The following is a 25028-nucleotide window of genomic DNA, read 5'->3' on the forward strand; positions in this document are numbered from 1 at the left end:
CACCCCTCCCGTCAGATACAGTAATATACTTCTTTTCCGGGCAGCTTGACGTTCGGAATCCAAATCTGCGCGCCATTCCATCCCTTATCTTTGTTTCCGGTGATTTTATACATCGTAAGTACAGCCTCGTCTGTAATTGAATCACCCAACGCACGATCGGTGGGTGAAAGCAATGTTCCTGTACCTTTACCAATATCCCTGTTACGCCGAACAATTAGTCTGCCTTGAGCGGAAGGATTTTCTGTCCTGATAGTTTGTATAAATCCTTTGAAGTCCTCTGGCTCCCAGTCATCAGATTCTGAGGTGATGTTTTCTAGAATTTCTTCAAACAGCCGGAGGTTAACGGAATATGTATCTTCTCCGAAACGCTCAAGAATACTATCCAATTTGCTGATATCCTTGTTTTCAGGGTAAAACGGGAAGTAGTTAACTCCGCCTGTAAATGTTTTGACAACCCCCTCATCAAGTACATTTTTTCTGGTTGGACGGAGCTTTTCGGGATAGTGAATATTCACTTCTTCCGGGCGCCCTTTTTCAATTTGAGAAATTATACTGTTATTTGCAGCATTAATTTCCGCAAACAGCTTATAAAGTACCGGAGGAATGAACACCCTCATTAATCCTAAGTCACGGTCATATCCAAACATACGGCTATGCTGCCACATTGTGTCAGCTTGCGGGCTTTTAGCAACACGGCAATAATATGTAGTTTGAAGTTTGGGGATTGTAACACCACGCCCGAGGCTGTTGCCTCCGACAATAATATTCACCCCGGACTCATACTTTACATTATCCTCAAAAGAATTCCGAGAGTTTATGACAAGAATATTAACTCCGTCAGTTTCAAGCATCAGAGTTATATTTTCCATTATCACATCAAATGGGCTGATACTCGGCTTTGTTGCTGCAAGGTCATTGTAGACCGCTGTAAAAGCTTCATTAACAAAAGGTTCATCAATCGACTGGAAAATTTCATTCAAATAATCTCCGACTTTTTCGGCAAATTTTTGATGCTGATCGGTTTTCACGCTTGGATGTATTAAAAAGTTTGATACCGTTCCTCCGTTCAGAAAAATCTCGGCAGATGAAACGAGATGGTAAAGGACAGCCTTTTTGAGACCGTTTTCGGCAAATTCGTCATCCTTAAGCAATTCTGTTGCTTCCTCATTATCGGTGAGAATGACATAAGGCGGACGATCATAGGGAAACAACTCATTTCCACCAATATAGCCTTTGCCGGGCGAAAAATAGTGAGTGAAATACGGACGCCATCCGCTTTGATATGACTGCAGAAGCAAAGCTTGAGGGGTCCCTGTAACCTGTATATAAATGCTGCTCGAAGCAGTCTTTTTTATTTCCTCCAAGTTTTTGTTGACCGTGCTTTGTTTGTTTCTATTAATCAGCGTATTCAAACTTGCGGCATCTGCCTCATCGTCCACGATGAACAATGGATTGCCTTCGCAGAAATGAGATGAAGAGAAGTTGTTCTTCCAGCGTTTTAAAACCTGACCATTTTTCTTCAGAACAACTATTGCAGGGCGCTTCATATTGTTCGTAAAGAAGGAGTATTCATCAGATTCACCGCAAACACAGAAATCAGGCAAATCCTTTCTCACACGATAAAGAGTCTGCTGTTGCAAAAGATTATTATCCGTAGTTAAAAGGACGAATAGTTTGAATCCCTCGTCGGCGGCAGAGCAAATAAGTCCGAAGAGATGGCTGGTCTTTCCGCTTTGAACATTTCCTTCGAGCAAACTCACAACGTGATCTTTGTATGAAAATGTCGTAATATAAGCCGGAGTAATTTTATCGACAGTATCCCTTACTGCATCAGCAAGCGCAGGATTTCCGCTCTCCGTCAAATGGTTTAGATAATTGTCTATGTAACTCATTAATGATTCACCCCAAAATCAAGATACCATAAATTTCCCGAACCCGCTTTTGTAAGAGAAAAGTTATCCCTTCCATATTGCTGAAATGTTTCGGGGGTAACAGGTTGTCCAACTTCAAGCACTCCTGCATTTTCTAACCGGCCTTTTATCCATTTGCCGAGTATTTTCAAATCATCTTCCGAACGGAAATTCTTGCTGTAATCCCCGCTGACTTTGCAGGAGAATTTCCATCCGTCGTCAGTTATGACGTCAAATACTGCTCCAGCTGTTTCTTTCTGCGGATATCCTGCCAAGGATGTTACTGTGCTTGGAACAATTAATTCCGCTTCATACCAATGGCGTGGCTGAATCACTCCGGTTCTTGTTATCAAACGTCCTTTACCGAAAAAAACATTAAGATTGCTTTTTTCCGGCACTTTTCCGTCTTTAACAAGCGGAATTACAAAGCGAGTATCCGTTAACGCGCTGACACAGTCAGCTAATCGATCATGAGGGATCTTCTCGACATGCTCATGATTCTCCAATAGAAGATTGTTTTGTCTGAAATCGTTTATTTCACAATCTGCAAGGTTGTCTGTGGCTTTTACGGAGAGATCTTCGATAAAGCTGCGCATTTTCTTTGCATTTTCCGGTTCGCGAAAAAGCGAAGAAGCCTCGTAAGTCCGGCTCCCGCTCTCAACAATACTACTCAGATTATTAGAGCCGATTATTCCTGCAAATGCACCGCTTGAATCTGAGTAACAATACAGTTTTCCATGGAATTTAAACGGCGTAACTAAGCGTACTTCCCCTCGTCCTTCTCCCCGTAAATAATCATTCAAATCACTGGCTGCGTTGTATTCAAGCTTAGTAAATTTGTCCCAACGGTGCATCCCAATCAGCAAATTAAGAGTCTCAATGTTTGAGTTATATGCTATGGTCTGCTTAAGTTCGGCCAATGAATCTGCAGTTATATAGCCAACAGCAATATCCATACGCGTTGCTTCAGGGATAAGTGAATAAAATGTGTCGGCAAATGTACGATACGGCGTATCAAGAGGCTTGTAATTGGAAAATAGAAATTCCATAGTGTATATCCTCCGTCATTTCATCTCTGAGGTTACGTAATCCAAACGTTCTTTCACGGTCATTTTTGACAGCTTATCAAAAATATCAGTCAAATCAGTATGTTGATACTCGCCGGAAAACAATGGCAATAATCTGCGTGCAACGGCACGGACCCCCTCCGGCGGTACTGCATTGCCTATTTGCCTCCGGACTTCAGTAATATTTCCGATGAATTCGAAATCATCCGGGAAAGATTGAAGCCGGGCGCGTTCTCGGTTCGTCAGCGCCCTCGGTTCGGGATAATGATATCCCCATGTGCCTCCGCCTCCGGCAGCAATAATTGTTTTAGCAGGTTCGCTGCGATTAATTCTTCTGTAGACATGGCTTATCATGCCTTTTACATACAGCGGATCATCTTTAGGGATATCTGTGAAATTACCTCCTTCAGGTATGCGTTCGAGCATTTGCCTTGTTTTAGGAAGACAATTGATAGGCTCATTATTAAATTTAACCTTTTTAACTCCTTCAAAAGCATCACCTGCGGTGACATACGGATGCGTACGCCCCTCTCCATGAGAGGGAAGAGGATGGATGAAATTAAACCCCGTGTCTTTGCGTATACCGACGATTAACAGCCTCTCACGGAACTGCGGCACGCCGTAGTCAGCAAAATTGTAAAGATGAGGTTTTACAACATAGCCTGGTTCTATGGATTCAAAATCCTTTATGATAGTCTCAATTGCCATTCTCTTGTTAGCGGTCAGCAGACCTTTGACATTTTCCGCAATAAAGGCTTTTGGTTTTTTGGCATCAACAAATTCAAGAAAATGCCTGTATAGCCCACCGCGCTTTCCGTTCAATCCCGGCTGTTTCCATATTACAGAGAAGTCCTGGCACGGGAAACCGCCGAGTACAATATCGCATTCAGGGATAGACTTATCCTTATACGGATCAATTTTTGTAATGTCTTCAAGTCTTATGACATCCCCAAAGTATTTTTTGAATGATGCTACTGCCCATTCAGAGAAATCGTTTGCCCAAACAGTAGTATATCCTTCAAGATGGAAGCCTAAGTCCAGACCGCCGCAGCCTGAGAATATCGATAAAACTGTCGGGGAAACGGGTTTCTTCTCATTGTCACTCATAGCCAAAACTCCCTAACTAAATAAATTTTATTCTGTTTCACTTCTGCCAAGCATTAAAAGTTCATTAACATCACATTTAAACAGGCAGCACAATCTAAGTACTGTCTCGAAATCAATGCGGGTAGCTTTGTCATTATAAAGGCTTGAAATAGTGTTCCTTGACAGTCCAGTTTTTTCATGAACGTCTTTAATGGAATATCTATACTTGCCCATTAACGTTGAAAGATTGCTTTTAAGTCGCAAAGATTCGTCCGCGCTCATGTTTCAGTCACGCTCCTTAATAAACTATATCCTAATTATTGTAACAAGGATATTTGGCATTGTCAATAGGATGGTTGCCGCAAATCTAACAATTTTATACAAACTTTTGAGCTTATTTGTTAAAAGTCATAAAGAGTTATTTGATACTCGTAAACAATAGCTAAAAATAAACTTACTCAATCTGCCAACACTAAAACCCTCAGCTGCTCTGAGGATTTTAGTCTTAACAGCTTAATATTCGACAGGAACAGCGGGGTTATAACTGTTCCTGCCTTATCTCTTACTCATAATATGAAACCCTCTGTTTCATAACAATCCCTGATTTAAACTGTATTTCAAGCGTATCCTCATTGATAACCTTTACACTTTGCAGAAGTCTGCGCACCAGATCGTCATCAAAGTCCCGAACCGCACAGGATACCTTTTTCAGGCAGGTGTCCATATCGCTGACCCTCTGCTGAAAATCTGCAGCCCGTTTTTGATCTCGGATGCTGTCCAGTTTCTTTTGCTTGAGCTCCTTAATCCGCTCCGCAATCTTATGATATTGTTCGTCAAAATCCTCGGTGATCGAACCCATCTTTGCGTTTTCCTCAATCAGAGTCAGCATTTCACCTTGCAGTTTTGCGATCTGTTCGTCATATTCGGTGGGTACATTCTTGGTGGAATAACTCCCGATTACCTGTATCACGTTTTCCCGGAAGGCGCCTACAAAATCACCCCGGTTTTCAACGACGCTGTTAATGGCTGTCATGACTGCTTCATTCAGAACATCCTCTTTCAGTGTGGGAGAGTGCTTGCAGTACTTGGTTCCGTTTTTCAGACGATTTTCGCAACGCCATACGGCGCTTTTCTGTCCGTTTTTGGACCAGACCTGTCTGCGGTACGGCTTCCCGCATTCCTTGCAGATCATGATATCGGATAGAGAGTATTTTGAGCTGTACTTGCTTTGCTCTTTTTTAGCCCGCCTTGTTGCCGCAGATTTGCACAGGCTTGCTCTCCTGGCCTTTTCCTCCTGTACCCGGTAAAAAAGCTCTTTTGGGATAATCGCTTCATGGTTGTCCTGTATGTAATACTGCTGAACGATGCCCTGGTTTTTCACTCGCTTTTTTGTAAGGAAATCTACCGTGTAGGTCTTTTGAAGAAGGGCATCACCCATGTACTTTTCATTTTGGAGCATCTGGTCGATCACGCTGGGGCACCACTCCTTTTTGCCGGTTACTGTAAGTATACCCTCGCTCTCTAAAATCTTCGCGATCTGGACGTAGCTGCTTCCTTCGAGAAAGAGGCGGAAAATTCGTCTGACTATTTCAGCTTCCTCCGGTACGATGACTAGATCTCCGTTCTCATCTTTTGTGTATCCCATAAATTTGTTGTGGTTAATTGACATGATCCCGTTCTCGAAGCGTCTGACCAGACCCCAGCGGGTGTTTTCACTCAGATTCCGGCTTTCCTCCTGCGCCTGGCTGCTTAAAATTGTGATCAGCAGTTCTCCAGACCCCTCCAGAGTGTTTACTCCCTCTTTTTCGAAGAAAATGGCGACATTCTTCTCTTTGAGTTTACGGATGTTCTGGAGGCAGTCTACTGTATTTCTGGCGAAGCGGCTGACGGATTTTGTGATGACCATATCGATCTTTCCTGCGAGGCAGTCCTCAATCATAGCATTAAAATCATCACGTTTTTTCGTGTTGGTCGCGGATTTTCCGTCATCAGCGTAAATCCCGGCCATCTTCCAATTTGGATTGCTCTTTATTTTCTCAGTGTAGTAGGTTATCTGAGCTTCATAGCTGCCTTCCTGCTGTTCCAGCAAAGTGCTGACGCGGCAGTAGGCGGCGACCCGCAGGGCTTTATACTGTATCTTGATACTCCGGTCGTATTCCGGCTGTGGGGGGATAATCGATATATTCTTTTTTTTCGCTACCGCAGTCTGCATCTTAGTTATCTCCTTTCCTGAATTCTTCATTTTTCATTTCTTCTGGTTTTTTGCCTAGATATTCTTTCTGCGCTTCAGGGCTTAATTGTTCTATACTTCCCACCCTCATATAAAAAACAATTTTTGAAGGTTTTTCGTTTTTTTGCGTATTCTTTGACTTAGCCATTTTTCGTTCCATCCTTTCTTCAGTGATTTATAAAAATCAGTATTTGGCCTCCAGAGTCAGCCCATTGATAAACTCGAAGGTCAATCTCTCATCCTTGTGTACTGTGATCTGTCGGATGACTTTCTGAAACAGTTCCTCGTCGAATCCGTGGAGAGATGGTCTGCCGGAAAATGCCTGCCTCATCTTTTCAGTATTGTGGGCGGCATCATCGACACGAGATGTTCTGTAAAGGGCTTTTGCCCGTTCAAAAATAAGAGCCGGAAGTTCTTTGGACGAATACCGTCCTTCTGCTTCCAGCTCTTTTATTTTTTTATCCAGCTTGATATATTCAAAGTTATTTACGGCGGGTTCCTTTTTGGGAATACGATCCAGACATTTCTGGTTTGTTATGATTCGATTGGCTATGGAAAGGAAAGCCGATCTGATCTGTTCATCTGTGAGAAAACTGTTACAACAGCAAACCTTGTTCTTGTGAATATATCTCTTGCATTTCCAGAAGGTCCGTTTTGTTGGCTTTCCGCAATGCTCTGCATATTTTCGGTAAACGTCGCCGCATTCCCCGCAGTGTAGGATGCCGGAAAAAACCGATTGACGGCTTGCGCTGTTAAGCTGTAGATTCCGTCCGAGCTTTTCGCATCGTTCACCTCGACGGCGCTGGACCTTTTCAAACAATTCTTTGTCAATGAGCGGGGGATAGAACTCGTCGCCCTGATATTTTACATTATCCAGTATTTTGCTGACCGTTCCATGATACCATTTGGGCTGATTGTTGGCGTTCGGGAGTCCTGCCGCCGTCATCGCTTTGGCTATGTCCAGAAGGGAAGCCCCGGATGCATACTCCTGAAAAATACATTTTACGACATTTGCTTTGGAATCGTCCAGTTGAATTTTCCCGTCCACCAGCTTATATCCGATGGGCATATGACGCTGTGCCATTCTGATCTTCCTCCTTCCCGATGGACTCTGTCAGCTCCAGCTTGTTGATCAGCCGGAAAGTTATTTGTTCTTTTTGTATAATGACATTCTCAACCGCTTGGGAGAATAAGTCCTCGCTGTATGCTTCAAGGATGCCGGGGTTGTTTTTGATGAGCTCCAGCAGAAGCTCGGCTCCGGCGATCTCCCGCTCAAATCCATTGTTGTCCAGAAGCTGGTTTCTTTTTTTCTTTGCCGCGGTGAGCTCCAGAGCAAGAGCATTCTGATGCTCTATAAAAACAGCAGGTTCCATGTATCCCTTCGATATCAATCGACTCAGGATATGTCCCTGCTCTGTGAGTTCCAATATTTTATTGTTGCGGTCCTCAATTTCCTGTTCCTGTTGTTCATCCATCCGAAGCTTTTTCAGCACTTCCAGCAGGGGGAGCAGAATGTCGGCATAATTGCTGGTCAGCTTGTTCCACATCAGGATAAAAGCGCATTGGAGGATATCTTCACGGACAGCCTTCTGTCCGCACTTGGTCTTATCCTCGATATGCTGATGGCAGCACCATTGGATTTTTTCATAGGGCTTACCGATGTAGATCTTCTGCCGGCGGAAGGTGCTTCCGCATTCACCGCAGAGGATTTTACTGCTGAAGCCATAACGGTTCTGGCATTTTTCAGAATCCACGGCATGTTGTTTGCTCCGGTATTCCATGATCTCCCTGACTGCCTCCGCCTGTTCGGGTGTTATGAGGGGTTCGTGGTTGTCCTCAATAAAATACTTAGGCACTTGCCCTCTGTTATGCTTTCGCTTGAAGGGAAGTACCTCAGTCGTATATGTTTTCTGTAACAGCAGATTACCGGAGTAAACAGGGTTTAGAAGAATCTCCCTGACCACACCGTCGCTCCATTTTTCACCGGAGCGAATTGTAGGGCAGCCTTCATCGGTCAGCTCCTTGGCAATCAGGTAGGTTCCTTTCCCGTGCAGGTAGTCCCGGAAAATCCGACGTACAACCGTGGCTTCTTCCTCCTTTATGACCAGCTCACCGTTCTCATCCTTGGTGTAGCCGTAGGCTGGGCAGCTTATTGTGAATGTACCATCATTGAAACGCTTCATAACCGCCCATTTGTTGTTGGTGGAGATGCTTTCAGCTTCTCCCTGTGCCAGTGAACTTAAAATGGTCAGCATCTGTTCACTTTTCTCCGACAGGCTGTTGATGTGTTCCTTTTCAAAATAAACGCCAATTCCAAGCTCTTTCAGCCTGCGGATCGCCTGGATGCTGTCCACCGTGTTTCTTGCAAAGCGGGTCACCGATTTGGTTATGACCATATCGATCTTCCCATCCTCGCAGTCTTTCATCATCCGCAAAAAGTCATCTCTCTTTTGCAACTTTGTACCGCTTCGTGCCTCGTCAGCGTAAATTCCGGAAAACTCCCAATCTTCCTGATTATCGATGAAATTCTTATAATAGTCCATCTGTACCGAGAAGGAATTGTGCTGTTCGCGGGAGTCGGTACTGACTCTGCAATAGGCGCAGACCCGCTTTTTAGGCTGTAACTGCTGGATAACTTGCTGCTTAACAGGACGAATAATTTGTACATTTTTTGCCATACGATTTTCTCCTTTCTTATTTTTGTCCTCCTGTTAGCAACACACACTACCACACAATTTCCCGGAAAGCTAGTGTTATTGCGCATATACTTGAGATAGTTCAGGCGTGAAGGTTTGCCTGTTCAAATCGTCGATTATTTTGTATTCATCAGAAGTTATAATGCCGTTTCGAAGCAGGATATTTAGGAATTTTATGGAGATTTTATACTGCACCTCATTGGATGCCTGAGTTCTTGACATGACAGCCCCTCCTTCCTAACGCAGAAAGAAGTCCAGACCCTGCTGTTCCAGACGGATTTCGCCCTCCAGTGGGGAATAAATCGCAATGCCCAACTGGTCTAGTCCCCGGAGAAATTCGAGCACTTGTGCTGTATCCCGTCCGATACGGTCAAGCCTTTTCACGACCAATACATCCATTTGATTTTCGCTTGCGGCCTTCTCGATCTCCAGAAGACCAGGACGGTTTAAATTCAGACCATTACCCAAATCTTCGGCGTAGCCGTCGACGGTAAAGCCCATCTGCTCCGCATAATCATAGAGTTCTTCCTTCTGACTTTTCAAGGTGCCATGTGTATCTTCCGGAGCATCAATCCGGCAATAGAGCCAAGCACGTAATTGTTCTTTCATAAAGACCTCCGTTCCGTATTTAATTAAAAGCCGGAGCTACAACATCCGCAGCTCGGCTTCCGTTACTTGTTGATCTTCTTCATACAAAAGCTTCGTAAATTCATCTTCGTTGGCGGTCAGTATCTCAGATGGCTCTTTTTCCCCCATCTGCATGGGTACCAGCTCTCTCAGGACTTCCTGCAGGAATGCTTGATCGGGGCACTGGTTGATGAACTCTCCAAAGGTATTTAAGATTAGTCTGTCTACCTGATCTGTCAGAACGATTTTATCTGTGTTTTCGCTATGAAGCATGATAAAATTTGCAATGTTTGCAGGGGAGTTCTCGAAATAAAAGACCTGACGCGTTCCGTCATAACCATATACATAGCCGACGGCCAGATCTTTTTCCAGCAATTCACTCAGTGATTTGTTGCTCATAACATTACCTCCTCGTTGGTATTTAATCTTACAAGGACGCGGCAGGATGGGAAAAGAGCATTAAAAATCCTGCCGCGTAGTTTCTAAGATCAAACGATCTCTTGTTCTTCATTTGGCTGCTTCTATTCGACACTACTTCCCGAAGCTAGGGCGGCAGCATAAAACGGCTTGTGGTCAGCAAGCCTCATAGGGATTTCACCTCTCCGTGGTTCTCACCGAGCTGCCCCCATTGCTTGAGTCTGTGGCTGGGCAGAAGTAGCTTTAACACTGTCCGTTTCATGGCGATACGGTCCACCATAGACCGTTTTTTGACCGGGCCTTGCCGCTCGTCGCCTTCGATGCCATCGGTTCGACGGATGTCTGTCACCCATCCGCAGGTAGTCTTGGCGCGCCCATCAATGTCGCTGCCGCTCATCACGGCCGGACAGATCATGTATTTATGCTGTCGGATATGAAATTTTCAAAGAGCGAAAGAGGGATAGAAAAAACCCCCTCACTTAATTGGCCGTTAAGTGAGAGGGTTCAGAACTAAAATTTTAAAATTTTTTAAATATCTATGCCCATCATCTTTCTGAGCTTTTCAAGGATTTTTTCCTGACGTTTACCAACGCCACGTTGCGTCATGCCAATCAATTCCCCATAACCTTGCTGGGTACCCCCATTGAAAAAGATATAGGAAATTAAAGTTTGATCCTCCATTGAAAGCCGCTCTATGCAAGACTTCATATCAGTTATCATGGTGTCTTTGATTGCACGATCTTCCACGCTTTCGCTCTGGTCTGAAAACTGGTAATTCTGTTCTTCAAGCCTATCGAGGGAATCTTCGCGGCTTGGAATGTATGTAACCGTTCCTTTCTCATAGTCGATGCTGCATCGTTCTGTTTTCAGATCATATCTACTGTACTTGATCTTCCGGTCAGATTGCTCCAGTACCTCATAGATTTCTTCTTTCATGTTAGGGTATAGCTTCCTGTAATCGGTCCGTTTTTTGCCTTCTTCCATAAGGCTTGTCCTCCATTTCGTGATTTTTGAAATCCGGAAACGAAGAACAAGCGGCGGTGAACGGCAGTGTGGCATACAGACCGCACTTTGACTGTTTGTGTTTACAGAGAAGAAAAAGTAACCTTCAGGTCGATAACGGTAGAATTGTGTCGAATAAAAAAAGTCCACAATTTGCAAGTCACAAATTGGGGACTTTTTTGTATCATTTTTAACTTGGAGGGGGGCTAAAGAATTTAATCCGTAGTCTTTATTTCAACACCAAAAAAAGTTGCGTATCTCTGGTCATATCCCTAGTCCTTTCTTTCGCCATAAGAAACCGCAAGCGAAAGCAGGGACACCAGTATCTCCAAAACAATTGGACAAAAGCTGTACAAAAAAACACAAAAACCTACCCATGGATGGGCAGGCTTCTGTTACAGCTTCCGGCAGCCAGGCTGTCTTAGCGCTTCATAAGCACCTTAGATCCTATGGCTTTGCGTCCCTACCTTTAGGCAGGTTTGCTCTTAGCACTATTCGATTTAATTTTTATTAAGTTCTCGCATAAGAAAAGGGGGCCAAGTATCCTAAATGTATGTCTAACGGTGCAGTAAAGTCTAGCTCTTCAAAACACCTCTTTTCTGTATAATTCGCCCACTTGAACTTTTATATCAAATATGTGTATAATTACCAATACCATTATATGCCACTTTTAAATAAAATTCAACAATTTAAATGTAAAAAATAGTAAATATTAATGCCGTGTTGTACGCTTAAGGCACAAAAAAACCACCTACCGGCGAAATCGGTAAGTGGCTGTCGTTTTATTTCTGTTGCAATCGGTTTATGTGGTTTAAAATCAATAGCATGTCGCTGTCGCTCAGCGTTTTCAGCCCTTCTACAGCTTTTTGGATCAATTCCGGATTGGATATCCTGTCATCAAAAAACTCCGCCGGAGTGATATCAAAATACTCGCAAATTGAGAAAAGCTCAGTTAACGGTGGAAGTGATTTTCCAGACGTGATATTGTAAATATAGCCTCTGCTGTGCCCCAGGTCATAACTCAACTTATATTCCGATATCCCTTTTTGCAATCTTAACTGCGTAATGCGGTCACGTACATATTTCTCATATTCATGCGTCGACACTGTAATCACCTCCAAAAACATCATAAGTGATAATTTGAGGCGACTAGTCCACGCATATATGTTGTTATGCTTGTAGTAGTCTAAAGATATATGTTACAATCATACATAATATGAAATTTTACACTATTATAAGTGAATTCATCGAATATCCTTGGATGATGACATATTTGCTTGTTGCTCTGCCATTGGATTTCCAATAGAGTCCAAGAATAAGACAGTGCAATAAACCGCAACGGAATATGCCGTTGCAGACAATACAAACATCGAGAAAGGAGAGGACCATATGCTGGGTTCTGATTTTCTTCAGGCAACTCCAGAAGAGAAGCTGATCATTATTCTGGTCTTACTTGGAGCTCTAGCTGTTGTCGGAATTGCTTCCTTAGTTTCCAAGAGAAGGAAGAAAAACTAGCGATGTAACTCCCGGTTAGATTGAGTTCTCCATGTCTTTGTCGGTTAATGCAATGGCTGTGGCATAAACCACACGCAAATCATGTGATGTACATAGATTAAGTATCCGTTCGAGTTTGTCCAGCATTTCCGTGTTCTTTACATCTGCCGGAAAGAATGCCCCATCTACTGAGAAATTCAGCGTGACGGCAATATTGTGGAGAAGCTCTAACGACGGCATTCTGCTTCCTGATTCTAATTGCTTGACATGGACAGGCGTTACTCCAAGCATTTCCGCCAGTTTTTCCTGGGTTAACTTATTTTCTAACCGGGCATTGCGGATGGCAGCCCCAAATTCTTTTCGATTCAACATAATATGCTTTAAGCCTCCTTTATAGTAATCTTAAAGAATACAGTTTAACTTGAAAATTAACGTAAAGTATATTAAAATGCATACTCATAGAATACTATAAAGTTGGCAAACTTATACGCAGCGGAGTAAGCTCCTACGAAAGGAGGCGAATAAGCTATGAAAATCGAAGTGAAAAATACTTCCTCTATCCGTGTTTTGATTTTATCGGATCGATTAATGGAGAAAGCCCAAGAATTAGCAGATTATATGACTTCAACCGGGGTTCAGGTCGTTGCTCTGACAACATCTAAGGAGCAGACATTGATATTCTGCGATGAGCGTATTGATTTTCTCATTATTGCAGGATACTTAAAAAACCGGCAGAATTATGGCATAATAGAAGAGTGTAGAAATCGGAGGCTCCCGGTCATCACGGTGCAGTGGGCGATGTTGGATTCTCTGATCTCTGACTACTGCAGAACGTATAAGATCCCGTTACGATTTGAACGCACTTTGCCAATGGATGAATTCATACTGTTCTTGCGGCAGCACCGCCCTTCACATATGATCCTTCCATATGAGGATAAATCGGCAATTCAGCAGGACTTTAAACCTGCTGACAGACACAAGAAAATTCTTATTTCAAGAATCAGGACGTTTTTGCAACACTGTTTATATTCTTGACATCAGTATTTTATAAAAGGAATCGATAAGTATGATATTTGATAGTTTAACGCAAGCAGTGGCATCCATAGGGATGCTACAAAAATATTATCCTGTTACTCGAATTTGGGATGGCAGCCATAAGCAAATGCTTTATGAAAGCGAGGAAACCGATAACCCCAAGGAAGCTCCCGTCTCATTCGAGGGATTTCATGAAGCAACATTCTCTATCAGAGAAAATGACGGCCTGCTTGAAATCGTCACCAGCATACCGATTACTATCGGCGGTCAGACTTGCTGTCTGGAGCTTATTCATCTCGGTGACATGAGAACCGGCTCGACCTCGCTTGAGCATATGCAAAAATTAGCAATCACAGACCCTCTGACAAATTTATATAACCGCAGGTATATTGACGAACAGCTTCCAATCGATTTAGAACGAACTTTCCGAAACAGTGATCCTATTTCGTTTATATATGCGGATATCGACTTCTTCAAAAAAGTCAATGACCAGTATGGACATATTGCCGGCGATCACATCCTGAAACAAATCGCATGTGTATTTCTCCGGCATATCCGAAAGAAGGATGGATGGGTGGCCCGTTATGGCGGGGATGAACTACTGGTTTGTCTGCCAGAGCTCAGCCGAAATACGGTCGTGAAAATAGCAAACCGCCTGCGCCATTCAGTGGAGAGTAAACGTTTTTATATCAATGATATTCACATAAAGATTACCTGCAGCTTTGGCGTACAAACCATAGATAAAACTAGCGGCGTCCATACAGTCGATCAGGTGGTGGAGCTTATGGACAAAAAACTCTACCAAGCAAAAAAGAAAGGCAGAAACAAAGTCGCATTATGAACTGCATTCGCAAGTCAGGCACTAAAAGAATACCTTCAGGCAAATAAAATCTCAGGAAGCTTTCGTCAGAAGCTGCCTGAGATTTTTACTGTATTATCGGCTGCGTTTCCTCAAAGAGCTTTTCAGGGCAATAATCGTGTCGGCAATAACTCGAACCTCTTGTTCACTGCAGTCCTGAACCGTCTGTGTAATTTCATTCTCAAAAATTTTCTTTGCCTTATCAAGGCTGTCACACACCAAGTCATCCAGCGATACGTTCAATGCGTTTGCGACCTGTACCAATGCCGGAAGGCTGACCTTTGTGTTACCGGTTTCGATGTGACTCATATGCGTCATCGAAAGTCCGGCCAGTTCTGCCAGCCGCTCCTGGCTCATACCGATTCGGGCTCTCGCGTCTTTTATCCTCTGCCCGATAGCCTTATAGTCCAGTTCCATAAACTCACCGTCCTTATTTTAACTGATTACTTGTATTGTATGCACAGTTGGCATATAATGGAATAGCCTTTATGCACATTATGACCACATAATTAAAACGGGAGTGAAAAAATGAATACGTTAGCTTGCGCGTTTGCAGGGCATAATCCATTACGTTTCCCTTTCGGGTACGATGAGGAGGACTATCTGTGTCAACAAATCAAAGCAACCCTGCTGATGCAAATCCTGGCTCTATACCAAAACGGAGTCACTGCTTTTTATTCGAATTGTGAGCCGGGCGCCCCTATGTGGGGTGCGGAGCTAGTCCTTGGACTTCAGCGTCGGGGTTCCGATATTCAGCTTCATTGCGTGCTGCCTTATGAGGAACAGGCCACGAAATGGACGCCCCAGCTTAGAAATCGCTATTTCTCGATTGCAGAGAGAAGCACCTCCGAATACACGCTTTGCACTCATTACGAACATGACTGTTATCTATTGTGCAATAAATATCTTGTTAACCGCTCCAATTTTGTACTCGCGGTCTATGATGATGATCCGCTCATATACCGGATGGAACCTGTAAGCCACCTCATTGCTTATGCCAAAAATAAAAACAGAGGGATCATCACCATACATCCGGACACCGGCTTACTTACGCCCATTACAATAACCCAAGGTCTGAAATAGTTCGTCCTTCTTGTTCTTTTTCTGCTGTTGAACACTCTTAGAGTGAGAGGTTCGCCTTCATGGTTCACCATGAACCCTTCCATGGTTCACAAAATGGACGGACTTTTCCCTTGGTGTAAAAATATATTTTTCTTCAATCAACTGCTATCTAACTTTTTCAGATAGAACATGTTGCTGCTCTTTCCGCCGTTTTCCCGCCAACGCTGTTCCTTGCGGAGATATCCGCTCTTTTCCAAGTCAGCAAGGGCGCGCTTGACGGTACTCCGGGACAGCTTCAGCTCCCTGGCGATGGTACCAATTGCCGGATAGCATTTACCTTCCTTGTCGGAGCGGTCGGAAAGATACATATAGACGGCTCTTGCACGGTGTGGCAGTTCGGAGGAATAAAGCGAGGTAAAGTACCCCATAGCGTCACCCCCTTGTAGATTCCTGTTTTTGAATAAAAGGGTCAAGATTGATCGTTGGTCCCGGCGTATGAAGCATTCCGCCTGATCCGGACTCAGGAGCTTTTGGTTCTTCCGGCATTTCTTCACAGGCGGCATGGCGCCGGATGATTTCTTCTTCAAGGGTGAAGCGGTCAGCGTACTCCACTATTCTGGCGGACTGCTCTGCGATTACGTATTGCTTCCCAAAGACAATGCCCCATTCCATGAACAGCTTCAGTCTGGTGCGCATGGGATACGCTCCGGTCTTGGTCACAATAAAATGTCCCTTGGGCATGGACTTCAATTCGTCAGGGGTCAGCAGTGGCCGCTCGATCATCTGCAGGGATTGGCTGGGATCGTTTTTGCCACGGCTGATGGAGCCGCTCATTACGGTTTTGCTGCCGAGGGCCTTCGACAATATCTGCGCGGATTCACTGTTGGGGGCGAAACCGCCGAACACCGTATCCTGACAGTTGTCGATAATGATGGCGGAACCCTCACGTCCGTAGTTTTTCTCCAATTGAGCAAACGATTGTATGATCGCTACAATAGACACGCGGCGGGAACGACTGGCGCTGAACATCATCTCCGCTGACTCGATTTTTGGTATGGTGCCGATTTCATCGAGGAACATCATCACTCGGTTGGGGAGTTTGCCGCCATGCTCGTCGGCCACCGAGAGGATTTCCCGGTAGAGCTGCTGAACGATCAGGCTGATGATGAAATACTTCGTGTTATCTTCTTCCGGCATGACTAGAAAAATGGCGCTTTTTTCGGTACAGAACCTTTCAGCGTCAATGGCCGTGTCAAAGCACAACACTTGCTCCAGTTCGGAGTCCAGAAAAGCGTTGAGCCTTGAAAGGGCAGTGGAGAGGACGCTCTGCATGGCCTGTTCCGCGGAATTGAGGGCCGCGCCTGCAAACCATTTGGTTTTGTGTTCATCCGGCAGGTGAGCCAGAAGGAGCTGGAACAGGGTGCGTCCCTTGACGCCGCTGGGCGCCAGCAGATCCTGAATCAGCTTGAACACGGACACAATGTGTCGCTGCTTCGGTTCGCAGTATTCTGCGATGAGCAGGATCACGGAGGTCAACAACCCTTCAGCCGCGTCATAGAAGAAGGCGTTCTGGCCTGCGGACGCCACATCAAACCCTCCAGAGTTGATGATGGTTTTGGCGGTAATCTTGGCATACTTTTCGGCTCTGGCCTTGTATGCCAGATTCCGAGGATTTGCTAGGTACAAATCCATGTATCGGTTGACAAGATGGAGCAGATTATTGCCGTCCGAGCGGGTGGGGTTTCTCAGATCGATGACAGCCACATGGTAGCCGTAGTGTTCCTTGGCGATACTGCCGTAGTTGCGGTAGAGGTCGCCTTTGGTGTCTGTGGTGATGAAGCTCATACCGCAGGCACAGGCATATTCCAGGTTTGGATAGAGGAAATTGGCGGTCTTTCCAACGCCTGCCGCGCCGATCATCAGGCAATGGATGTCATTGTCATCCACCAGCGCGTAGCCATGGGGCGCTGTATTGTCAAACAGCGAAGCCCTTCGCCAGCCGACAACCAACCCCTGGACGGTTGGGAGATTTTCTCCCTTACGCCATTTTTCCGGTTCGAACCTGACTTCCGTATAGGTATTTCTGATCTCCTGCTTTGATGCCCAGCGGGCCGTCCCGTGCTGCCCATCGCCCACCGTTTTAGACTTGATGCCGTTGAGTGTGTAGTAATGGGCAAGCAAGGATAAAAAGCCGATGACGCCGAACATGGTCAATGCCACAGCGATCAGGGTTATGATTTGGGATACTTGCACTTTGATCCCTCCTTTACATCGTCATTATTATATTTTCTGGTTGCTCCTGTTTTGGCAGCATTACCTGTGGTTCCATCTCAATGAACATCCTCGCCCTGACACAATCAAGAGCTAGGCGAAGATATGAGCTGCCAAGGCGCCGCTGATCTTCTACTCTGCGGATACCAGGCGTATTCACCATGCGGTTAATTTCCTCCAGAGCCCTCCGGATATCCTCCGTCCGGGTACGGAGCCAGCCTCTGTCCTCATGGGGGCGGTAGCTGGCCTGTAGTTTTCTCATAAGCTGATCTGTCGTCACCGGATGCTCCATCTGCCGGCACAGTTCCTTGGTCAAAAGCAGGGAACCTGCAGCCATGCACTCCAGACACTCTCTTACAGAGTCGACATTCTCCGGCGCAACTTTTCCCGAATTCACAAGAGGTTCCAGCGCGTCAAAGCAATCCGTCACGAATGCGCGGGTATCCCTGTGCGCTCTAATAGCCTCGCACAATTCGGAAAGCTCTGCGCACACCTGCGGAAGGAGCATCAGCTTCGGATGTTCCTCAGAGGGAATCGGCTCCACGCCGTGTTTGGCTTTCAGATCCTCGTTCCAGTCCTTGTAGGTGGATTGCATGATTGCTGTATTTGTGTATCCGTTTTCTACAAGAATGCTCTTCAGACGACCAACGGCTTCGATCCCCGCCTCGTCATGGTCCAAGCAGAGAACAACCTCATTCAGATGCGGATTTTGTCGGAGCTGCTGGAGCAGGGCGTGTTCCGACACCCCATCCAACGTGACATAGCTGTGTTCTTTCCAGTCCTTCAGGTGAAGCGTGATGAAAGACAGCATATCTACGGGAGCCTCAAAAACATACAGTTTACTGCTCTTTCCAATCCAGTGAAAGCTGTATCTCGGATCGCTGCCCTCCACGTTGCCCTTGTATGGTTCGCCTTGGGTATAGGTGCCACGCTTATGGGCATGCCGGGCGATTCCTTTTTCGTCCAGCCCGACAAACACGGCGTTGTGATATTCCTTGTCCTCGTAAATGAGTTTTTCATGGGCGAAATGTGTAAGGATATCCCGGTCAATGAAGCGCTGCTTGATGAGATAGGCAAACACCCGGCGCATATCGGGATTGGCCCCCGGCAGTGCGAAGTCTTTTTTAGGCGCCGGTGCGCTTTTTGAGGTCTGGTTCCACTCCACGCCAGCTTCACCACCAAGCAGCCATTGCACTGCTTCGGGAAAGCTCACGTTATAAAACTCCTGAACAAAATCAATAGCGTGGCCGCCCTCCTTGCGGCTGTGCCGGAACCACTCGTTCCCTCGGACAGTAACGCTGTCATGTCGTTTCCATCGCCACTCAGGGCCGGATCGGGTGAGCTTCTCTCCCTGGCGCTCAAGAAAGTCCACCAGGTCGACGGAGTTGGCGAGCTGTTTTTCTTCATCAGTAAAGTGAACATATGCCATTCCTTGGCACCCCCTTATCAATGCCTGCGCTTTCCGCAGCGGCGAAAAAAAGCCACCCGCTGTCTGGCAGGTGGTGTAAATGTGAAACGGTTGGGTTTTGCATCAGGCAGCACTTTTTTCTCCTGCCTGATAGGGTATTTTTTCTTCATAGGAGCACTCCTTTGCTTTAATAAGTGGTAAGCCTTTGCTCGTGGTCATCCTGGGCATGGCCTTGGGCAATCTTTTTCTCCCTGATCTTCCGCCGCAACTTACTCTCAACCTGTATACCTGGTCCGCCTGGAAGCCGTCGTTCTTCTTCACGGAATATCCGGCTCAAATGATGCAGAAGCCTTGTTGCCGCAAGGGAAAGGGAAGGATCACGGAAGGAGTCCTGATGGTCTAAGAAAAATTGCGCATAGACATTTCCTTGCTCAGCGGATAAGGTAAGCCAGCGTACAGCAGCTTCCCGGTCACGGGGAACATCTTTACCCAGCAGGCAGAGCTTCCCAAGGGTGTATTGGGCATACTGGTTGCCCTGCTCCGCAGAGGCGGTCAGCCATTTGATGGCAGTCTCCACATCCTTTGGTACATCCTCGCCCAGCTGGTAGAGCTTGCCGAGCTGGTATTGCGCGTATTGATTGTCCTGCTCCGCAGAGACGGTAAACCATCTAACGGCGGTCTTGGCATCCTTGGGAACATATTCGCCCTTGATATAGAGCCGGCCTAATTGATACTGCGCATACTGATTGCCTTGCTCCGCTGATTTCAGGAACAGCTCCATTGCCTTTTGGATGTCTCTTGCCACATTCTCGCCGGCGAGATATAGCTTTGCCAGCGCATATTGGGCAAACTGGTTGCCGAGCTCAGCTGACTGTGTCAGCCATTTTACTGCGGCTTCTATGTCTTTAGGTACTTCTGTTCCGGTAAGATATAGCTTGCCAAGGGCATACGCCGAGAAGGAATTATCCTGTGCAGCCGAGAGTGTAAACAGAGCGATGGCTTTCTGAATATCCTTATCTACTTGGATGCCGTCCCGGTACAGTTTTCCGAGGGCGTATTGTGCCAGAGCATTGCCATTGTCCGCAGCCTTTGTCAGCCACAGGATAGCCTGTTCAATATTTTCATGACCGCTGTCCGCGTCCAGATATAACTTACCAAGCATGTATTGGGCGTGTACATTGCCCAGCCGGGCAGCTTTTTCAAAATAGCCGATGGCGGCTTCCGTATCCTTCTCCGTGCCAGTGCCGGTGTACAGCATCTGACCCAAGCGGTATTGGAGCTTATCGTCGTGGCTCTGTTCCTCCAGTCTCTGAAACCCGAAGAAGGCTTCCTCAAAGTGCAGTTCAGCTTCTTCAGTATTTCTTACGGTACCTATACCGTCCCAGTACATCTTTGCTAGCTCATAATTGGCATAGGGAACATGCTGTCTTGCAGATCGGCGGTATAGTTCGAAGGCGGTCTGGTAATCCTGCTCAGCACCCTGCCCCCGGTAGTATAGGCCGGCTAGCGAATACTGCGCGTACTTGTGATTTTTTGAAACTGCCGTATCAAACCAGCCGGCCGCTTCCTCATAGTCCTGTGCCGTGCCGAGTCCTGCCGCATGCATTTTGCCGATGCGGTACTCTATGTACCGGTTTTCTTTTTCTGTTTCGATATCCATAAACGCCGATAAAGCTTTTTCATACCAACAAGAGGCTACATCTGCATCCATCTCCACACCCAACCCATCCGCATACATCCGGCCGAGGTCGTGCATGGTGAGAGCGTTGCCATCCTCGGCTTCCTCCAGAAACAACAGGAGGGCCTGTTCAAAGTCCGGCTCCGTATCATCGCTGCCATAGAGATAGGTTCGAGCTTCTTTATATCGGTCGCTCCATGCAATATGCGGTTTACCGGGTTCTATGCCATCGGAATCAGACGAGGATGCGCAGCCTTGGGCATCAGAAAGGTTGTAATCCTGATCTTCCGCTACTTCCTGAAACACAGCTTCCGGCTCTGCCAAGGGCTGTTCCGGCTCGTCATCCCCGGCAGCGGTTTCTTCCTCGTAGGTTGGTTTAGCGTTTTCATCGCCTTCAAAGGTGAGATGGTGATTGCCGAGGTCTACCGCCTCGGCAATCACCATGTTCTTGATCTGCTTGAATTCCTTTTGCTGTGAGAGCGGAATAGGTTCGGGCAGTTTGTCCTTATAGGTACGCAGGACTTCATTTCGCAGCTCATACCACTTGGCATAAGCTGCCGCGACGCGAGCGTCCTTTGCCAGCTCATCCACAATCTGATTGACCAGTTCCTTCAGCGGGACTTGCAGGTAGCCATATTGCTTTTTCCCTGTGGTATGATTCAGTTTCTCCGCCAGCCTGGACATCAGATCCTCAATCACCAGGTTCTCACAGGTTCCTGTACGCATCTGTTCCAAAAGCTCCCGCAGGGTATTCCGGCTCTGCTCTGTCAGCGTGTTGCGCTGGATCGTCTGCTCAGAGTAGATTTGCAGTAAATCCTGCTGAAAGATTTCCCGCGCCAGGCTGCTCCGCATGTTTTCAATGGCCTGTTTTGTGACGTAGCCCTTACGGGGATCGACCGAGTAAATGATCATATGGCAGTGCGGGTGATGGCTCTCGTCGTGAAACGCCGCATACCAGCGCAGGCTTTCCGGCGCGATTTTCATCTGCTCGGCAAATATATTGCGTTGTTGACGGAGGAGGGCTATCCATGCGGAGGCGTTATCGTATCCCAGCCGGGCAGCGTCCTCTCGCCTCATGGAAATGATGGGCGTCCAGATGTTCCCGGTATGCTCCGCCACTTTTTCGGCTACCTGTGACAGCACCAGCGGCTCATCCTCATCTGTGAACAGACCGTGGCTGCCCAGCTTTTCGGCACGGGGACGGGTTGCAATGTAGTTGACATAGACCTCCTGATGTGTCAGCTGATCCAGGTTGTGGTCAATGGCTGCAGTAATAAATGCCGATGCATTTTCGAGAGTCGGCTTATTTTGATAGTCCTCATATTCAAACAGGCTTTTGGAATCAGGAAAGTGGGTTAGAATGTCCCCGATGCGCTCTATCTGCTTTGGAGTAGCGGGTTGGTTCCGTCTGTACTGTGTAAGTTTTTCTACGCCTTCCCGCGTCCCCACATACTCGATCAGGTTCTTTACATGCTGCGGATCGTTTTTAATATATCCGCATTTGAAGATAATCCTTGGCATGGTTAATCACCCTTCTGGAATTTTACGACATCCTCGAAAGTTACTGAGCCAACCGATTTTTTCACGTCATTCACGCATTTGCCCCGCAGCCGGCGCAGGGTGTTTTCATCCACGTCCGCAGTGTTGGCGAGGATATTCATCATCATGGACATTTCAACCGCCAGCTTGAACATCAGCCGGGCCATACGGTTTTCTGATGAGCTGACAATGCCCGACATAGCCGAAGTGATGGCTGTCGGCAAAAATTTCATACCATCCTCTGCGGAGATATATCCGCTGTAAAAACGGATTGCTTTTTCAATAAACTCACTGCGGCTTTTGCAGTTATCCTTTTCCAGGATCGCATCCATACCTTCTATGGTACTGGGATAGAGCCAGAGCGGGATGCGGGTTTTGATTTCTTCACTCATAATTGGCCTCCTTGTCTGAAAAGCTCCGGAACCACCTGACGGGTGTACCCCGGAAAAGCCTTTGTTTTCTAGGTCAAGCGGCAGATTGGAGTGGGTTTTGACCACCTAGAAGGTGACCAACACCCTATTTAGGTGTACCCGCCGAACGTCCCCGACCCGCGTTGCGGGGCGGTGTTTATCGGCAGGTGGGCGCAAAGCGACCACCTGCCTTTAACCAGCATCGTTTTCATGCCCATGGTTCACCCCTGGAAGCCAGAATGATGGCTTCCCTCAACCCATCGCACAAAGCCCCAACACGGGGCTTACTTTCTCAGAGGTGTTACTTGCCATCCCTGCTGGGAAAATGCGACACAGGGGCGCACAGGCGGCAACACGCGCGAAGCTGGCTGAGAAAGAATGCGCTCCAGTGCATCATGCTGATATTTGTTGAACCACAGCTAGATAGATATGCCCATATATGCTCCCCCGTTCTATGTCCCTCTGGGGCCGCAGCGCGAACGGCAGAAAGAAAAAGAAAAAGCTACATGCCGATTGTCTGTGTCGGGCAGTCCAGCGAGGGTTCTGCCGTCAGCAGGTACCAGTTTCCATCGGCCTCATTGAAATTGCAGCTTTCAACGATCTGGTCTTTGAGTTCCTCCCAAGAGACCGGAATTTCCGTACCACTCACGCCTGCGTGAGCGTATAACTGATCCAACGGTCTGTCAGGCGGGAGGGTGACGTAGCCTCCGGGAGACATGATCTGGATTACATCGTTCGGATGCTCTTGCCGGAACTGCTCCAGCGTCATCGGTTCTTTCATACGTCGGTGCCTCCTTCCTGACTGTCAATACCAGCCCTGATTTCAGCTGGTACATGCTTTTCATAAAGAGTCTGCAGCTGAGCTTGCAGCTCGGCCTGCAGTGCTGTGTCATCCATATACTGCCGAATGATGCACAGCTTTTCAGTGTTATACCGGATTTGAATGGTATCCAGCTTCATGAGCTTCGCGCTCCTTTCCATGTGTTTTTGAGAAAAAATTGCCATGATGGTATACTTTCACGACGAATGCCGGGAAGTATACCATCATGGTTACAATTCATCCAGTGCATTGATCAGGCTGCTGGGAAGATCGCTCAGTTGAACAGCCCCATCCGGTTCCTCCTGTGCGTCCGTTGGAGTCAGTCGTAGCTTTCTTATTTCATCCCTGACTGCTTTTCGAACACACCTTTCCAGATGCTCTGCCTGATTTGCTGAAAGGATGCAGGTGACTACAAAATCGGAACGCTGTCTGACCGCCTGCTTTAAGAAGAGTGTTTCGGCTTCCCGGTGTCTTGGATTGTCCCTGTCGAAGGATAAAAAGTAGCGTTTTCGTTCTGCCATATCATCACCCCATCAGGAGCTTATACCCGTCTGCGTTGGCAAACCGGTTCAGCACCGCTACCGTATTCAGGTTATCATCGTACAGCCGGGATTCCAGCAGCTCCGCGCCGCCGCCCGCGAACACCGTTGGCAGCTTCAGATCGAGCCCCCGTTCCCGGAGGGCATTGAACAGCTCCTTACAATAAGCCGCAACCGTTTGATCCACCACAGCCGCAATCTGCTTGCTGTCGGTGTGCTGAATTTCGCCGCGGATGGCGTCTGTGATGAGTTCATCGGACAGCAGGATATCATTTTTCTGGAGCGCATCCTGTATGCGGCTGTACAGAGTGATGGTCCCCATGCGCAGGCTGGCGCAGCTCGACCTGTCCAGCTTGAAATTGTGGACTGTGAGCACATCCACGGTGTATCCGCCGATATCTACCAGCGTTATGCCCCGGTATTCTGACAGCCGCGGATAATACCGGCACAGTGCGGCATGCCCCTGGGCGAACACCTTACATTCCGTTATGTGGCAACGGTAGGAGGTGCCCTCGAACATAAACGAGACATTGCTCCGCAGAAAGTACCTGCGGAAAGCTTCCTTTTGGGTTCCATAACTGTCGATGGGCAGCCCCACGCCCAAGGCAATTTCCGCGTTGGTCGCGCCGGCTTTTTTCATGGCGTCCGCGATGGCCGGCAGCGTCAGAAGAAACGTATCCGGCTCCTTTGTTTTGTCCTGCTGGAAACGCAGGCGGCGTTCCCCGATGGCGTAATAGTTTCCCTCATAAAAGAGCTGCATCTCCAGCGTAATGAATTCCTTGTCGCTCACTGCGTAGCCAGAGGCATAGAGCATCCCCTCTGAGGATTTAACGTTGTAGTTTCCATTGTCCACTCCGAGCTTGATCATGATTGACACC

Annotated in this window: 30 protein-coding genes and 1 riboswitch; of the genes, 5 read left to right on the forward strand and 25 right to left on the reverse strand. The window is 46.9% G+C overall.

Annotated features, from left to right (window positions below; genetic code table 11):
* Window positions 1-11: 11 nt before the first annotated feature.
* The 11 genes from LPY66_RS13855 to LPY66_RS13905 form a co-directional block, all read right to left on the reverse strand.
* The gene (locus LPY66_RS13855) at window positions 12-1892 is read right to left on the reverse strand and encodes a Z1 domain-containing protein (RefSeq protein ID WP_158208410.1); all 1881 of its coding nucleotides are present in this window, start codon (window positions 1890-1892) and stop codon (window positions 12-14) included.
* Window positions 1892-2959 carry a restriction endonuclease PLD domain-containing protein gene (locus tag LPY66_RS13860; protein WP_158208411.1) on the reverse strand — a complete coding sequence of 356 codons (1068 nt, stop codon included), beginning with the start codon at window positions 2957-2959 and terminating at the stop codon, window positions 1892-1894. Before LPY66_RS13860 ends, LPY66_RS13855 begins: the two co-directional genes overlap by 1 nt.
* Window positions 2960-2974: 15 nt before the next feature.
* Window positions 2975-4084, reverse strand: a complete 1110-nt coding sequence (locus tag LPY66_RS13865; RefSeq protein WP_337984904.1) for a DNA cytosine methyltransferase — start codon at window positions 4082-4084, stop codon at window positions 2975-2977.
* Window positions 4085-4111: 27 nt separating this feature from the next.
* Window positions 4112-4345 (reverse strand): helix-turn-helix domain-containing protein, encoded by a 234-nt coding sequence (locus tag LPY66_RS13870; protein ID WP_158208413.1) that lies wholly within the window; start codon window positions 4343-4345, stop codon window positions 4112-4114.
* 280 nt (window positions 4346-4625) lie between these two features.
* Window positions 4626-6275, reverse strand: a complete 1650-nt coding sequence (locus LPY66_RS13875; RefSeq protein WP_337984905.1) for a recombinase family protein — start codon at window positions 6273-6275, stop codon at window positions 4626-4628.
* A 1-nt stretch (window position 6276) separates the two neighbouring features.
* Window positions 6277-6441: a hypothetical protein gene (locus LPY66_RS13880; RefSeq protein WP_158208415.1), complete on the reverse strand. Its 165-nt coding sequence runs from the start codon at window positions 6439-6441 to the stop codon at window positions 6277-6279.
* A gap of 36 nt (window positions 6442-6477) precedes the next feature.
* The gene (locus LPY66_RS13885) at window positions 6478-7377 is read right to left on the reverse strand and encodes a recombinase family protein (RefSeq protein WP_337984906.1); all 900 of its coding nucleotides are present in this window, start codon (window positions 7375-7377) and stop codon (window positions 6478-6480) included.
* Window positions 7346-8971 carry a recombinase family protein gene (locus LPY66_RS13890; protein ID WP_337984907.1) on the reverse strand — a complete coding sequence of 542 codons (1626 nt, stop codon included), beginning with the start codon at window positions 8969-8971 and terminating at the stop codon, window positions 7346-7348. The genes LPY66_RS13885 and LPY66_RS13890 overlap by 32 nt, the downstream gene beginning before the upstream one ends.
* 75 nt (window positions 8972-9046) lie before the next feature.
* A complete protein-coding gene (locus tag LPY66_RS13895; protein ID WP_199269238.1) occupies window positions 9047-9211 on the reverse strand; it encodes an SHOCT domain-containing protein in 165 nt (54 codons plus the stop codon).
* Between the two features lie 15 nt (window positions 9212-9226).
* A complete protein-coding gene (locus LPY66_RS13900) occupies window positions 9227-9598 on the reverse strand; it encodes a recombinase family protein (protein WP_158208418.1) in 372 nt (123 codons plus the stop codon).
* Between the two features lie 36 nt (window positions 9599-9634).
* Window positions 9635-10015 (reverse strand): resolvase, encoded by a 381-nt coding sequence (locus LPY66_RS13905; RefSeq protein ID WP_158208419.1) that lies wholly within the window; start codon window positions 10013-10015, stop codon window positions 9635-9637.
* A gap of 278 nt (window positions 10016-10293) precedes the next feature.
* On the opposite strand from LPY66_RS13905, the gene LPY66_RS13910 reads away from it, so the two are divergent.
* Window positions 10294-10470, forward strand: coding sequence for a hypothetical protein (locus tag LPY66_RS13910; protein WP_337984908.1), 177 nt, complete (start codon window positions 10294-10296; stop codon window positions 10468-10470).
* A gap of 91 nt (window positions 10471-10561) precedes the next feature.
* On the opposite strand, the gene LPY66_RS13915 is transcribed toward LPY66_RS13910, so the two are convergent.
* Both LPY66_RS13915 and LPY66_RS13920 read right to left on the reverse strand, forming a co-directional pair.
* Window positions 10562-11017 (reverse strand): sigma-70 family RNA polymerase sigma factor, encoded by a 456-nt coding sequence (locus tag LPY66_RS13915; RefSeq protein ID WP_337984909.1) that lies wholly within the window; start codon window positions 11015-11017, stop codon window positions 10562-10564.
* A 421-nt stretch (window positions 11018-11438) separates the two neighbouring features.
* Window positions 11439-11529: riboswitch (cyclic di-GMP riboswitch) on the reverse strand.
* Window positions 11530-11817: 288 nt separating this feature from the next.
* Complete coding sequence (locus tag LPY66_RS13920) at window positions 11818-12141, reverse strand: helix-turn-helix domain-containing protein (protein ID WP_243140714.1); 324 nt, start codon at window positions 12139-12141, stop codon at window positions 11818-11820.
* Window positions 12142-12424: 283 nt separating this feature from the next.
* Between LPY66_RS13920 and LPY66_RS13925 the strand changes: the two genes are divergently transcribed.
* Window positions 12425-12550: an LPXTG cell wall anchor domain-containing protein gene (locus tag LPY66_RS13925; RefSeq protein WP_158208421.1), complete on the forward strand. Its 126-nt coding sequence runs from the start codon at window positions 12425-12427 to the stop codon at window positions 12548-12550.
* A gap of 15 nt (window positions 12551-12565) precedes the next feature.
* Here LPY66_RS13925 and LPY66_RS13930 read toward each other — a convergent pair whose 3' ends face one another.
* Window positions 12566-12901: a helix-turn-helix domain-containing protein gene (locus LPY66_RS13930; RefSeq protein WP_158208422.1), complete on the reverse strand. Its 336-nt coding sequence runs from the start codon at window positions 12899-12901 to the stop codon at window positions 12566-12568.
* Between the two features lie 156 nt (window positions 12902-13057).
* On the opposite strand from LPY66_RS13930, the gene LPY66_RS13935 reads away from it, so the two are divergent.
* Both LPY66_RS13935 and LPY66_RS13940 read left to right on the forward strand, forming a co-directional pair.
* A complete protein-coding gene (locus tag LPY66_RS13935; protein ID WP_337984910.1) occupies window positions 13058-13564 on the forward strand; it encodes a hypothetical protein in 507 nt (168 codons plus the stop codon).
* Between the two features lie 31 nt (window positions 13565-13595).
* A complete protein-coding gene (locus LPY66_RS13940; RefSeq protein ID WP_337984911.1) occupies window positions 13596-14405 on the forward strand; it encodes a GGDEF domain-containing protein in 810 nt (269 codons plus the stop codon).
* A gap of 93 nt (window positions 14406-14498) precedes the next feature.
* Here the strand turns inward: LPY66_RS13940 and LPY66_RS13945 are convergent, their stop codons facing one another.
* On the reverse strand, window positions 14499-14840 hold the full coding sequence (locus LPY66_RS13945) for a helix-turn-helix domain-containing protein (RefSeq protein WP_158208425.1): 342 nt from the start codon (window positions 14838-14840) through the stop codon (window positions 14499-14501).
* Window positions 14841-14951: 111 nt separating this feature from the next.
* On the opposite strand from LPY66_RS13945, the gene LPY66_RS13950 reads away from it, so the two are divergent.
* On the forward strand, window positions 14952-15506 hold the full coding sequence (locus LPY66_RS13950; RefSeq protein ID WP_158208426.1) for an SLOG family protein: 555 nt from the start codon (window positions 14952-14954) through the stop codon (window positions 15504-15506).
* 137 nt (window positions 15507-15643) lie between these two features.
* Here LPY66_RS13950 and LPY66_RS13955 read toward each other — a convergent pair whose 3' ends face one another.
* From LPY66_RS13955 to LPY66_RS14000, 10 genes are all read right to left on the reverse strand, one after another.
* Complete coding sequence (locus tag LPY66_RS13955) at window positions 15644-15913, reverse strand: helix-turn-helix domain-containing protein (protein ID WP_158208427.1); 270 nt, start codon at window positions 15911-15913, stop codon at window positions 15644-15646.
* 4 nt (window positions 15914-15917) lie between these two features.
* A complete protein-coding gene (locus LPY66_RS13960) occupies window positions 15918-17738 on the reverse strand; it encodes a VirD4-like conjugal transfer protein, CD1115 family (protein ID WP_158208428.1) in 1821 nt (606 codons plus the stop codon).
* A 13-nt stretch (window positions 17739-17751) separates the two neighbouring features.
* Window positions 17752-19185, reverse strand: a complete 1434-nt coding sequence (locus LPY66_RS13965) for a DUF3991 domain-containing protein (protein WP_337988093.1) — start codon at window positions 19183-19185, stop codon at window positions 17752-17754.
* A 17-nt stretch (window positions 19186-19202) separates the two neighbouring features.
* Window positions 19203-19334 carry a hypothetical protein gene (locus tag LPY66_RS13970; protein WP_264373337.1) on the reverse strand — a complete coding sequence of 44 codons (132 nt, stop codon included), beginning with the start codon at window positions 19332-19334 and terminating at the stop codon, window positions 19203-19205.
* Between the two features lie 17 nt (window positions 19335-19351).
* A complete protein-coding gene (gene mobP3 / locus LPY66_RS13975) occupies window positions 19352-22363 on the reverse strand; it encodes a MobP3 family relaxase (protein WP_337984912.1) in 3012 nt (1003 codons plus the stop codon).
* A 2-nt stretch (window positions 22364-22365) separates the two neighbouring features.
* Window positions 22366-22773, reverse strand: coding sequence for a hypothetical protein (locus LPY66_RS13980; RefSeq protein ID WP_337984913.1), 408 nt, complete (start codon window positions 22771-22773; stop codon window positions 22366-22368).
* Between the two features lie 520 nt (window positions 22774-23293).
* Entirely contained in the window at window positions 23294-23572 is a 279-nt protein-coding gene (locus LPY66_RS13985; RefSeq protein WP_337984914.1) for a hypothetical protein, read from the reverse strand.
* Window positions 23569-23751, reverse strand: a complete 183-nt coding sequence (locus tag LPY66_RS13990) for a hypothetical protein (protein ID WP_337984915.1) — start codon at window positions 23749-23751, stop codon at window positions 23569-23571. Before LPY66_RS13990 ends, LPY66_RS13985 begins: the two co-directional genes overlap by 4 nt.
* A 90-nt stretch (window positions 23752-23841) precedes the next feature.
* Window positions 23842-24132, reverse strand: a complete 291-nt coding sequence (locus LPY66_RS13995) for a plasmid segregation centromere-binding protein ParR (RefSeq protein WP_337984916.1) — start codon at window positions 24130-24132, stop codon at window positions 23842-23844.
* 4 nt (window positions 24133-24136) lie between these two features.
* A complete protein-coding gene (locus LPY66_RS14000) occupies window positions 24137-25018 on the reverse strand; it encodes a ParM/StbA family protein (RefSeq protein ID WP_337984917.1) in 882 nt (293 codons plus the stop codon).
* Between the last annotated feature and the right edge of the window lie 10 nt (window positions 25019-25028).

The organism is Dehalobacter sp. DCM (assembly GCF_024972775.1).
Lineage (GTDB): Bacteria > Bacillota > Desulfitobacteriia > Desulfitobacteriales > Syntrophobotulaceae > Dehalobacter.